Annotated in this window: 7 protein-coding genes; 2 read left to right on the forward strand and 5 right to left on the reverse strand. The window is 71.7% G+C overall.

Translation table 11 applies throughout. The features are described from left to right. Window positions 1-56 precede the first annotated feature (56 nt). The 5 genes from ABZZ20_RS04525 to ABZZ20_RS04545 all read right to left on the reverse strand — a co-directional run bounded on the left by ABZZ20_RS04525 (window position 57) and on the right by ABZZ20_RS04545 (window position 7,460). A complete protein-coding gene (locus ABZZ20_RS04525; protein ID WP_356866638.1) occupies window positions 57-3,545 on the reverse strand; it encodes a protein kinase in 3,489 nt (1,162 codons plus the stop codon). 78 nt (window positions 3,546-3,623) lie between these two features. Beyond that, window positions 3,624-4,397, reverse strand: a complete 774-nt coding sequence (locus ABZZ20_RS04530) for a succinate dehydrogenase/fumarate reductase iron-sulfur subunit (RefSeq protein WP_356866640.1) — start codon at window positions 4,395-4,397, stop codon at window positions 3,624-3,626. Beyond that, window positions 4,394-6,313: a fumarate reductase/succinate dehydrogenase flavoprotein subunit gene (locus ABZZ20_RS04535; RefSeq protein ID WP_356866642.1), complete on the reverse strand. Its 1,920-nt coding sequence runs from the start codon at window positions 6,311-6,313 to the stop codon at window positions 4,394-4,396. Before ABZZ20_RS04535 ends, ABZZ20_RS04530 begins: the two co-directional genes overlap by 4 nt. A 1-nt stretch (window position 6,314) precedes the next feature. After that, entirely contained in the window at window positions 6,315-7,136 is an 822-nt protein-coding gene (locus tag ABZZ20_RS04540) for a hypothetical protein (RefSeq protein ID WP_356866644.1), read from the reverse strand. A gap of 102 nt (window positions 7,137-7,238) precedes the next feature. Further along, window positions 7,239-7,460, reverse strand: coding sequence for a hypothetical protein (locus ABZZ20_RS04545; protein WP_356866646.1), 222 nt, complete (start codon window positions 7,458-7,460; stop codon window positions 7,239-7,241). A gap of 349 nt (window positions 7,461-7,809) precedes the next feature. Between ABZZ20_RS04545 and ABZZ20_RS04550 the strand changes: the two genes are divergently transcribed. Both ABZZ20_RS04550 and typA read left to right on the forward strand, forming a co-directional pair. Beyond that, a complete protein-coding gene (locus tag ABZZ20_RS04550) occupies window positions 7,810-10,164 on the forward strand; it encodes an ABC transporter family substrate-binding protein (RefSeq protein ID WP_356866648.1) in 2,355 nt (784 codons plus the stop codon). 316 nt (window positions 10,165-10,480) lie between these two features. After that, complete coding sequence (gene typA / locus ABZZ20_RS04555) at window positions 10,481-12,385, forward strand: translational GTPase TypA (RefSeq protein ID WP_356866649.1); 1,905 nt, start codon at window positions 10,481-10,483, stop codon at window positions 12,383-12,385. Window positions 12,386-12,678: the final 293 nt, after the last annotated feature.

Genomic DNA, 12,678 nt, shown 5'->3' on the forward strand with positions numbered 1-12,678 from the left:
AGGGTATGGGCGCTTTCGGGCCCCCGCACTCGGAGCGCCGCACGGGCCCGGGCCCGTCACGGGAGGGCGTACGCCGACAGCTCGGGGCGGGAGAGGACGAGCTGGTCGCCGATCAGCAGGGTGCCCCCCTCGGCGAGCCCCGGCTGCGCCCACTGGCGGCGCGGTTTGCCCGTTCCCCGGTCCAGGACGGCGACGGACGGGCCAGTCGGCCGGTTCAACATCCCGCGGCGACCACCGCGGGAGGCGTTCACGTAGAGGCCCCACGGTCGGAGGCCCAGCAGCTCGACCGTGCACACCGTGCCCTCGTGCCGGGTCAGTGGCCGCTGCCAGTACGGCTCCCCGTTCTCCGCGCCGAACGCGAACACCACGTCCCCGCCCTGCTCCGGACGGTACGCCGCCGCGTACACGGTGAACTGTTCGACCAACAGCCGCTCCGCCGGCGTGCCCAGCCTGAACCGCCACATCTCCCGGCCCGTGCCGCGGTCCAGCGCGAGGAGGTGGTCCCCGTCCAGGATGTGGACGGGCTGCCCGTGGACCGTGCGGTCGGCGGGCCGGTCGCGGCGCCGTGACCACATCTGCCGCCCGCTCGACAGGTCCAGCGCCTGGTACTGCCGGTCGTCTGAGAGGACCATGCGATCGCCCGCCTCCGCCGAGGACCGGGTGGTGGTGTCTGGCAACGCGCGCTGCCACAAGATCTCGCCCGTCGCCGCCCGCAGCGCGGTCAGGTCGCCCGGCGCCCCGTGCACCAGCACCGGCCCCGCGCTCCACAGAGGCCGCTCCTGCGGCAGGTCCCGCCACCACCGCACCCGCCCGTCGCGCGGCTCGCGCGCCAGCAGCCGCACGCCCGGCTCGCCCTCCCGCCGTACCTCCACGTACACCGTGGCCGCGTCCGCCACGCAGGACACCAGCACCCGCCCGGACCCGGGCAGCGGAGCCGCAGCCGCGCCCTCGTCGGCGTAGGCAGTCCAGCCGGTCACACCCGAGTCGGCTCGTACGCAGCCCACCTCGGGCCCCGACCGCCACACGACGTACGCACCGGCCGTGTACAGGGCGTCCGGCCGCGTGCTGGTGCGCCAGAGCTGGGACCCGGGGGCTGCTTGCTGGAGCAACGGGGGTGCCTCGGGCCACCCGCCCCGGAGACGGGCGTACGTCGCAGGGGCCGCCGCGGGCCCCGTGAACGGGCCGCCCTGGGCCGTCGTGCCGGGTGGCGGCGGGCTCCCCGCGTCGGCGGCGGCCTCGGCCAGCCATGGCGTCCGGCCCGCCGCCACGCACTTCTGCGCGGTACGGGCCAGTGCGCGGGCCCGTTCCGCCGGATCCGGCAGACCGCGGGCGGCGTCCGCGCACTCCCGTGCCTCCGCCGGGTCCAGCGGCGGCAGGGCCGCCCGCCGGACGAGGGCCCGGGCCTCGGCCAGCGAGGACAGGGCGTGGCCGGCCTTCTCGTCGCGCGCCTCTTCCGGGTCGAGGTCGCCACGCAGCAGCGCGGCCGCCTGGGTACGCAGCCGCTCGGCCTGTACGAGCCGGCCCTGCTCGGCCTGGTGCGCCGCCTCCTCACGCAGCCAGGCCGCCCGCTCCTCCAGGAACCGGGGGAGCTCCTCCTCGGCCTGCTCCAGCGCCCGTGCCCCGCCCGCCGCGTCCCCGGCCTCGGCGCGGTCGCGCGCCACCTGGCACAGCGCCAGCAGCCGGGCCCCGGCAGAACCGATTCGCTCGCTCATGCGCAGGGCGGTGTCCAGGTCCCGCGGCGCGACGGCCAGCACCATGTCGTACGTGGCGGTCGCGCGCTGGCCCGGGTCCTGGATCACGGTCAGCCGGCGCTCGGCCTCCTCGGGCCGGGCCGCGGCGACGGCCGCCGCGATCCGGGCCCGGAGCCCGCTGCGGGCCGGGCGCCCGCCGAAGTGGTACCCGGCGATCTCGAAGGCCTGCTCGGGGGCCACCTTGATCAGTTCCTCGGCCAGCGCGCGCAGCGGACCTTCCCGCTGGGGGTCGGACACCGTGAACAGCGCCTGCTGTGCGTCGGTCAGCAGCCGCCGGGCCCGCGCCGGGGCGTGCGCGGCGGTGTCCCGGGCCAGCGCCGTCAGCAGCCGGGCCACCCGGGCCCCGTCGCCCTCGCCGTCGGCCCAGGCCGCGTGCTCGGCGTCGGCCAGCAGCCGGACTGCGAGGTCGGCGTCGAAGCGGGCCGCGGCGTCGGCGGCGACGGCCAGCACCTCGACGCGGGCGTCGTCGCCAACGGGTAGCTCCCGCAGCGCGTCCTCCACCTCGAAGAGCAGGCCCCGTACGAACTCCCGAACGCCGGAAGCCATACTCCCGGCGGCCTGCCCGTCCCCTGCGTCGGCGGCCTGTGCGGTGCCTGCTTCGGCGGCCCGCCCGGCCCCCGCTTCGCCCGCCCGCCCGGCGCCGGACTCGGACGCAGGCTCCGGAGCCCACTCGGCCCCCGACCCGGGCGCCGGCGCCTCCTCGGCCCCGGATCCGGGCGCCTTTTCGACCCCGGCCTCCGGCCGCGAACCCGGCGCCTGGCCGGTTCTGCCCTCCGGGCCTGATCCCGGCGCATGGTCGGTCTCGGCTTCGGGCCGCGGTGCCGGCGTTCGGTCGGCTCCGGACTCCGGCTGCGATGCCGGCGTCCGGTCGACCCCGGCTTCGGGCCTCGTTCCCGGTTCTCGGCCGGATTCCGGCTCCGGGTCGGGCGGGGTGTACCCCGGGCCCGGGCCGTCCCCGATTCCGCCCCCGCGAAGGCTGGGCAACCCCCGCAGGGTCTTGCCCACCCCCTCCGCCGACTCCGGCCGGTCCGCCGGGTCCTTCGCCAGCAGGGCCAGGACCAGCCGGTCCAGCTCCGGGGGCACCGGGGCGCCGACCTCGCGCAGCGGGAGCGGCGCCTCTTCGATGTGCCGACGCATCAGGACGTACGGCCCCTCGCCCTGGCCGAACGGCGGGGCTCCGCTCAACAGGGCGTACAGGACGCATCCCAGGGCGTACAGATCGCACCGGGCGCCCACCCGCTCGCCCCGCCACTGCTCCGGCGCCATGTACGCGGGGGTACCGAACATCCGGCCCGTGACCGTCCAGCCCGCCGTCGCGTCCGCGGAGTGGGCGATGCCGAAGTCGCAGATCTTGAGCCGCCGGCCGGACAGCAGGAAGAGGTTGGCGGGCTTTAGATCCCGGTGGACCACGGCCTGTTCGTGGGCGGCGGCCAGGGCCTCGGCGGTCTGGGCGGCCAGGTCGAGCGCGAGGTCCACCGCGAGCCCGCCGTCCCGCGCCAGCATCGTGGCCAGGTCCTCGCCGGCGAGCAGTTCCATCACGATGAAGAGCCGCCCGTCCTGCTGCCCCACGTCGTGCACCACCGTGATGCCCGGATGCTGGAGCCGCGCCCCGATGGTGGCCTCGCGCCGGAAGCGGGCGACCACCTCGTCGTTCGTGGCCGCCTCCAGCAGTACCTTGACCGCCACGGCCCGGTCCAGATTCAGGTCGTGCCCGCGCCACACCTCGCCCATGCCGCCCTGGCCGAGCCGCCGGTCCAGCCGGTACCGGCCGGCCAGTTGATCCCCCACGCGCACCGCAAAGCCCCCTGACAACCCGTCATCCGACGTCTTCTCAGAGGGCATTGTGTCCTGCAAAGTGAACGGCCGGAGGTGCTACAGGTCGGCACGCCTGCGGATCTTGTTCCCCAGCCACACCAGCGGGTCGTACTTGCGGTCCACCGCCCGCTCCTTGAGCGGGATCAGCGCGTTGTCGGTGATCTTGATGCCCTCGGGGCAGACCTCCGTGCAGCACTTGGTGATGTTGCAGTAGCCGAGCCCGTGTTCCTCCTGGGCCGTGCGCTTGCGGTCCAGGCCCACCTGCGCCGCCGCGTCCAGGGGGTGCATGTCCAGCTCAGCGACCCGCATCAGGAAGCGCGGACCGGCGAAGGCGTCCTTGTTCTCCTCGTGGTCACGCACCACGTGGCAGGTGTCCTGGCACAAGAAGCACTCGATGCACTTGCGGAACTCCTGCGAACGGTCCACGTCCACCTGCTGCATCCGGTACGCCCCCGGCGCCACGCCCTGCGGCGGTACGAAGGCCGGGACCTCGCGCGCCTTCTGGTAGTTGAAGGACACGTTTGTGACCAGGTCCCGGACGATCGGAAAGGCGCGCAGCGGGGTGACCGTGATCGTCTCGGCCCGGTCGAAGGTGGACATGCGCGTCATGCACATCAGCCGTGGCCTGCCGTTCACCTCGGCGCTGCACGAGCCGCACTTGCCCGCCTTGCAGTTCCACCGCACCGCGAGGTCCGGAGCCTGGGTCGCCTGGAGCCGGTGGACGATGTCCAGGACGACCTCGCCGTCGTGCACCTCGACGGTGAAGTCCCGCAGCCCGCCGTCCTCCGCGTCGCCCCGCCAGATCCGGAAGCGTGCGTCGTAGCTAGTCACTCGTAGAGCTCCTCTTCGGCGAGGTACTTGACCAGCTCTTCCTTCTCGAAGAGCGCGAGCAGGTCGGGGCGGACGGGTTCGGTACGGGTCCGGACCAGGCTGATCCGGTCGGCGGCCGGGTCCTCGGGGATCGGGTCCACCGGACGGCACAGCAGGTTCACCGGGCGCCAACTGCGCTCCATCGACGGGCAGTCCTCCCGGGTGTGCCCGCCGCGGCTCTCGGTGCGCTCCAGGGCCGCGCGGGCCACGCACTCGCTGACCAGCAGCATGTTCCGCAGGTCCAGGGCGAGGTGCCAGCCCGGGTTGAACTGCCGGTGCCCCTCGACACCGGCCCGGGCGGCCCGTACGCGCAGGGCCGCCAGCTTCTCCAGGGCCTCGACCATCTCGCCCTCGCGGCGGATGATGCCGACGAGGTCGTTCATGGTCGTCTGGAGTTCCTGGTGGAGCGTGTACGGGTTCTCCGCACCCTCGGCGGCGTGGAACGGGGCCAGTGCCTCCGTGGCCGCCGCATCGACCTGTGCCTGTGCCACGACCGGCAGCGCACCGCCGAGGCCGGCGGCGTACTGCGCGGCGTGCAGACCGGCCCGCCGGCCGAACACCAGCAGGTCAGAGAGGGAGTTCCCGCCGAGCCGGTTGGAACCGTGCATGCCGCCCGCGACCTCGCCCGCCGCGAAGAGGCCCGGCACCCCGACCGTCGCCGCGGTGTCCGAGTCCACCGCGATCCCGCCCATCACGTAGTGGCAGGTCGGGCCGACCTCCATCGGCTCGGCCGTGATGTCCACGTCCGCCAGCTCCTTGAACTGGTGGTACATCGACGGCAGCCGCCGCTTGATCCGCTCGGCCGGCATCCGGGTGGAGACGTCCAGGAAGACCCCGCCGTGCGGGGAGCCGCGGCCGGCCTTGACCTCGGAGTTGATGGCCCGGGCCACCTCGTCGCGGGGGAGCAGCTCGGGCGGCCGCCGGTTGTGGTCCGGGTCCTCGTACCAGCGGTCGCCCTCCTCCTCGGACTCGGCGTACTTCTCCTTGAAGACGTCCGGGACGTAGTCGAACATGAACCGCTTGCCCTCGCTGTTGCGCAGCACCCCGCCGTCGCCGCGCACCGACTCGGTGACGAGGATGCCCTTCACGGAGGGCGGCCAGACCATGCCGGTCGGGTGGAACTGCACGAACTCCATGTTCAGCAGCGGGGCACCCGCGAGGAGGGCCAGGGCGTGGCCGTCGCCCGTGTACTCCCAGGAGTTGGAGGTGGTCTTGAAGGACTTGCCGATCCCGCCCGTGGCCAGAACCACCGCCGGGGCCTCCAGGACGAAGAAGCGGCCGGACTCGCGCTCGTAGCAGAAGACCCCCGAGACCCGAGCGCCGTCCTGCGGGCCGTGGTCCTTCAGGACCCTGGTGACCGTGCACTCCTGGAAGACCTTGAGGCGCGCCTCGTAGTCCCCGAACTGCGCGAAGTCCTCCTGCTGGAGCTGGACGATCTTCTGCTGGAGGGTGCGGATGAGTTCGAGGCCGGTCCGGTCGCCCACGTGCGCGAGGCGCGGGTACTCGTGCCCGCCGAAGTTGCGCTGGGAGATCCTCCCGTCGGGCGTGCGGTCGAAGAGCGCACCCCAGGTCTCCAGTTCCCAGACCCGGTCCGGCGCCTCCTTCGCGTGGAGTTCCGCCATCCGCCACTGGTTCAGGAACTTCCCGCCGCGCATGGTGTCGCGGAAGTGCACCTGCCAGTTGTCGCCCTCGTTGACGTTGCCCATGGAGGCGGCGATGCCGCCCTCCGCCATCACCGTGTGGGCCTTGCCGAACAGGGATTTGCAGATCACGGCCGTACGGGCGCCCCGCTCGCGGGCCTCGATCGCGGCCCGCAGCCCGGCGCCGCCCGCGCCGACCACGACCACGTCCCACTGCTGCCGGTCGACTTGAGCCATGTCAGAAGATCCTCGGGTCGGTGATGGTGCCGCTGGCCACCAGGTACACGTAGAAGTCGCACAGGGCCACGCTGATCAGTGAGGCCCACGCGAGCTGCATGTGGCGGGTGTTGAGCCGGCTCACCCACCCCCACATCCGGTAGCGCACCGGGTGCGCGGAGAAGTGCTTGAGCCGGCCGCCCATGATGTGCCGACAGGAGTGGCAGGACAGTGTGTAGGCCCAGATCAACACGATGTTGACGACGAACAGCAGCGTTCCGAGGCCCATGTGGCCCCACTCGTACCGGTCGTTGCGGAAGGTCAGCACCGTGTCGTAGGTGAGGATGCCGGCGACGGGCAGCGCCGTGTAGAAGAAGTAGCGGTGCGCGTTCTGGAGGATCAGCGGGAAGCGCGTCTCACCGGTGTACTTCGCGTGCGGCTCGGCGACGGCGCAGGCGGGCGGCGAGGACCAGAAGCTGCGGTAGTACGCCTTGCGGTAGTAGTAGCAGGTCAGCCGGAAGCCGAGCGGGAAGACCAGGATCAGCAGGGCGGGGGACGGGCCCCACCAACTGCCGAAGAGGTCCAGGTTGGGGCCGCCGCGCATCTCCTGGCAGTTCTCCGCCAGACAGGGGGAGTAGAACGGGGAGACGTACGGGGCGGCGTAGTAGTGGGCGTTGGCGAAGGCCCGCCACGTCGAGTAGACGATGAAGGCGAGCAGCCCGGCCGCGGTGCCGGCGGGGGCCAGCCACCACCGGTCGGTCCGCAGGTGCCGGGCGGCGATCGCGGCCCGGGAGGCGTCGTGGACGCCGGTCAGCTGCCGGGGTGGTTCCGTGCCTGTGGCCAAAGGGGACTCCGGGTGGAGTGATGAGGGGTGACCGAGGAGGCCCAGCCGCGGACGGCTGGGCCGGATGGGAATGAGGTGCCGGGGCCGGGGCCGGGGCGGGGGTCAGGGCGCCCGGCGGTCGCGGGCACCGAGGCCCTCGTCGTCGACGTCCTTCCACAGCGAGCTGTCGTACGGGGTGTCCGGGACGGGCACCATGCCCTCCTGGCGCGGAGGTCGCGGGGCGGCCGGGGCCTGCCGGGCGATGTCCTGCTCCAGCCGTTCCACCGAGCGGACCAGCTCGTTCAGATTGCGTCGTACGGCGGTCAAATCATCTTGCAGGGACATGACTTGCCCTCACTTCCGCAGGTTGCGGTGGCAACGCTCATGTGCGCCTGCGAGTGTCGCGCCTCCCGTCCCCGGTTGTGAAGGGACGTGCAGGGATTGCGGGCGCGCAGGCGCAATCTGTGCGCCCCTCCCTGACCCCATTTTGATCCCTCTTACGCGGGAACGCCCCCTCGTGACGCAAGCCGGATTGGTCCGCACGGGTGGGGTTCGCGGCGTGGCGAGGGCCGGCTGCGGGGGGTGCGGCGGGCTGTCGATTTCAGTGTGTTGCGGCACCCAGTGTGATCAGCTCCATATACCGCCAAACGTGATCAAGCTGCCCCTTTCACGCCCCGTCCCGGAGGTACCACCCATGTCCCAGAGAAGGCGCAGGTCCTTGGTGCTCCTGACCTCGGGAGTCCTCGCACTGCCGCTGCTCGCGGGCTGCGGTGCCGGTGACGACGAGGGCGGCCCGGTGGCCGCCGGTCAGGACATCGCGGCGACGACCCGTGACAAGGTCGCCGACGGTGGCGTGCTGCGCTGGGCCGTGGACAACCTCCCCAACACCCTGAACACCTTCCAGGCCGACGCCGATGCCACCACCACCCGGATCGCGGGGGCGGTGCTACCCCAGCTGTTCACGCTGGACGACAAGGGGCGGCCGGTGGCCAACCGGGACTACCTGGAGAAGGCCCAGGTCGTCGAGCGTGAGCCCAAGCAGGTCGTGCTGTACAAGCTGAACCAGCAGGCCGTCTGGAGCGACGGCCGCGAGATCGGCGCCGCCGACTTCGTGGCGCAGTGGCGGGCGCTGAACGGCAAGGACTCGGCGTACTGGACGGCCCGCAACGCCGGCTACGACCGGATCGAGAAGATCGAGCGCGGCAAGACCGACCTGGAGGTCAAGGTCACCTTCGCCAAGCCGTACACCGACTGGCGCTCCCTGTTCTCGCCGCTCTACCCCAAGCAGGTCACCGGCACCCCGGACGCCTTCAACGAGGGGGCCCGAGGCGCCCTCAAAGTCACCGCCGGCCCCTTCAACCTCGGAGCCATCGACAAGAAGACCGGCACGGCGGCGCTGACCCGCAACGCCCGCTGGTGGGGACGGCCGGCCAAGCTGGACACGCTGGTCCTGACGGCCGTCCCCCGGGCCCAACGCCCGGCCGCACTGGCTGCCGGCAAGATCGACATGGCGGACATCGACCGTGCCGGCGCCGACCGGATCGCGCAGGCCCACCGGGACGCGGCGGGCGCCCGGGGCCGGGGCGGTGCCCCGGCCGCCCACGGGCCGGGCTCCTCGGTGACCGCGGACCAGGCCACGCTGTCCTGGGCGATCGCGAACGGCGCGGACGAGGGGAAGGCGAAGGAGGAGCAGGAGAGCCGCGCGAAGAACGTCGATGCGGCCAGGAAGTACGCCGACGAGCAGACGGCCCTGCGCAACTTCACCGTCCGCAAGTCCCTGGAGCCGGCCTACACGCAGCTCGCCATGAACGGGTCCTCCGGCCCGCTGACCGACGAGCGGGTCCGGCGGGCGGTGGCCCGGGCCCTGGACCGCAAGGAATTGGCCGAGATCGTACTGAAGCCCCTGGGCCTGCCGGCGAAGCCGGTCGGCAGCCACGTGGCGCTGGCCGGGCAGCGGGCGTACGCCGACAACAGCGACGCGCTCGGCGGCAAGGACGTCAAGGCGGCCCAGGCGCTGCTCGCGGACGCCGGCTGGCGCCGGAACGGCAAGCTCACCGACCCGGGCGCGAAGGCGGGCCCCGAGAACGCGGAGCGGGACGCCAGGCAGGACGACGGGAAGACCCCGTCGGGCCCGGGCACCGGCAACGACGGCCTCTACATCGTCGGCCAGGACGACGAGCGCAACGGCGACAGCCCCGCCCGGGAGCTCCCGGAGGCCGGGTCCGCGATCCGTTCGGGCCCGGACGGGGAGACCACGGACGCCGACGGGTCCGCCCCGGGCGGGCAGCAGGCCTCGCCGGTGCTGGCCCGGGCTCCGCTCGCGGCGGAGCAGCAGGCCGCGCTGCTGGCGCAGGCCCGCGCCTTCGACGCCGTCGGCGACGCCAAGCGCGCCCCGGGCCGCGACGGCGAGGCGCCCGCACCCTCCGGCAAGCCCTCCCCGGCGCCGGCCCCGGCCCAGCACGTCCGTACCTCCGGAAACATCCTGGCCAAGGACGGCAAGGCGCTCTCCCTGCGGTTCGTCCTCCCGGCCGGCCCCGGCTCGGAGGCCCTGCGCACGGTCGGCGAGCGGATCGCCCAGATGCTGAAGAAGGTCGGCGTGGGCACCGAGCTGACCAGGGTGGCCGACGAAGGCTTCTTCAAGGACCACGTCGCCTCGGGCCATTACGACCTGGCGCTCTACTCGTGGCCGGCGACCGCCTACCCGGCCACCGACGCCCGCCCGATCTTCGCCAAGCCGGAGCCGGCCGCCGACGGCTCGCTCCTCGTCGAACAGAACTACACCCGGGTCGGTACCGACCACATCGACCAGCTGTTCGACGAGGCCGTCGGTGAGCTGGACGAGGAGGCTTCGCGCGAGCTGATGCGCAAGGCGGACGCCCGGATCTGGGCCGCGGCCGGCTCGATTCCGCTCTACCAGCGCCCCCAGCTGGTGGCGGTCAAGCCGAGCCTGGTCAATGCCGGCGCCTTCGGCCTCGGCACCCCCCGGTTCCAGGACATCGGCTGGTTGAAGGGGTCGGGCGCGAAGGAAAACCAGGAGAAGAAGAGGTGACAAACCGGGGCCCGACGGATTGAGTCCCGGTTCACAAGCTCAGATGTGACTCAAGTCCCTTGCCCGCCGGAACCCCCGGCGGGCAAGGTCGTGCATACCCGTTGACCCGCGGCAATACGCGCTCCACCGAAGGCCGGGACCCCCCACTCCAGACCCGGCCCTCCTCAGTCGTCCGGCCTCTTGACAGACCCCCCGGCGGGCACTTCCCGCCACGCGACGTACGATGGGGTAAGGCCGTGGCAGGTTTTCCGCCCGGTCGAGGCGCGCGTGCCGGACCGTACGCGACGCCATCCACGATCCCGGGAGAAGCGCCGAAGTGCCCACGCGCCACGACATCCGTAACGTCGCCATCGTCGCCCACGTCGACCATGGCAAGACGACCATCGTCGATGCCATGCTCAAGCAGGCCGGTGCCTTCGCCGCCCACCAGCACCTCGACGACCGCATGATGGACTCGAACGACCTGGAGCGTGAGAAGGGCATCACGATCCTCGCCAAGAACACGGCGGTGAAGTACCACCCCAAGGACGGCGGGGCCCCGATCACGATCAACATCATCGACACCCCCGGCCACGCCGACTTCGGTGGTGAGGTCGAGCGCGGTCTGTCGATGGTGGACGCCGTCGTTCTGCTGGTGGACGCCTCGGAGGGTCCGCTGCCCCAGACCCGCTTCGTCCTGCGCAAGGCCCTGCAGGCGAAGATGCCGGTCATCCTCTGCATCAACAAGACCGACCGCCCGGACTCCCGGATCGACGACGTCGTCAACGAGACGTACGACCTCTTCCTGGACCTGGACGCGACCGAGGAGCAGATCGAGTTCCCGATCGTCTACGCCTGCGGCCGTGACGGCATCGCCTCGCTGACCAAGCCGGAGGACGGCACCGTCCCCGCGGACAGCGACAGCCTGGAGCCGTTCTTCTCCACCATCCTGGAGCACGTCCCCGCCCCGGTGTACGACGAGGAGGCGCCGCTCCAGGCGCACGTCACCAACCTGGACGCCGACAACTTCCTCGGCCGCATCGCGCTGCTGCGCGTCGAGCAGGGCGAGCTGCGCAAGGGCCAGACCGTTGCGTGGATCAAGCGCGACGGCACCATGTCGAACGTCCGCATCACCGAGCTGATGATGACCGAGGCGCTCACCCGCAAGCCGGCCGAGGTGGCGGGCCCGGGTGACATCTGTGCGGTCGCCGGTATCCCCGACATCATGATCGGTGAGACCCTGGCCGACCCGGAGAACCCGATCGCGCTGCCGCTGATCTCGGTCGACGAGCCGGCGATCTCCATGACCATCGGTACGAACACCTCGCCGCTGGTCGGCCGCGGTGGCACGGGCAAGGGCGCGGACGCCAAGTCCGCGGTCAAGGACCGCAAGGTCACCGCCCGCCAGGTCAAGGACCGTCTGGACCGCGAGCTGGTCGGTAACGTCTCGCTCCGCGTCCTCGACACCGAGCGCCCGGACGCCTGGGAGGTCCAGGGCCGCGGTGAGCTCGCGCTCGCCATCCTGGTCGAGCAGATGCGCCGTGAGGGCTTCGAGCTGACCATCGGCAAGCCGCAGGTGGTCACCCAGGAGATCGACGGCAAGGTCCACGAGCCGGTCGAGCGCATGACGATCGACGTGCCCGAGGAGCACATGGGCGCGGTCACGCAGCTCATGGGCATCCGCAAGGGCCGCATGGACAACATGTCGAACCACGGCTCCGGCTGGGTGCGCATGGAGTTCGTCGTTCCGTCCCGCGGTCTGATCGGTTTCCGTACGGAGTTCCTGACGAACACCCGCGGTACCGGTATCGCCCACTCCATCCACGAGGGCCACGAGCCGTGGTTCGGCCCGCTGGTCACCCGTAACAACGGTTCGCTGGTCGCGGACCGCGCGGGTGCGGTCACGCCGTTCGCGATGATCAACCTGCAGGAGCGCGGCGTCCTGTTCACCGACCCCGGCACCGAGGTGTACGAGGGCATGATCGTCGGCGAGAACTCGCGGTCCGACGACATGGACGTGAACATCACCAAGGAGAAGAAGCTCACCAACATGCGTGCGGCTTCCGCGGACAACACGGAGAACGTGGTGCCGCCGCGCAAGCTCTCCCTGGAGCAGTCCCTGGAGTTCTGCCGCGACGACGAGTGCGTCGAGGTGACCCCGGAGGCCGTCCGCATCCGCAAGGTCGTCCTCGACCAGAAGGAGCGCTCGCGCACCGCGTCGCGCGCCAAGTCCGGCAAGTAGCAAGCCGGGACAAAGCCCTCCGTTTCAACGAGCAGCCCCTGCCCCGCGATCAGTCGCGGGGGAGGGGCTGTACTCGTTTGTCAAGCGGATTGGCGTGTTCGGGTGTCCGCATACCGACCGTGACGCACCGGAAGATGAGCTAACCGTCCGTTTCGCACGTGTCTGTCTCCTATCCGTTTGTCCGGATTTCGTGTTTTCGCCATGCGGTGATGTTGTGAAAACGAGACCACTTAAGTGTGGTTTACGGTCTGGGCGTCCCTGAGGATGGCTGCATTGAGCTCGGGTCAATGGGT

Origin of the sequence: Streptomyces sp. NPDC006430 (assembly GCF_040612395.1) — a bacterium.
Classification (GTDB): Bacteria; Actinomycetota; Actinomycetes; order Streptomycetales; family Streptomycetaceae; genus Streptomyces.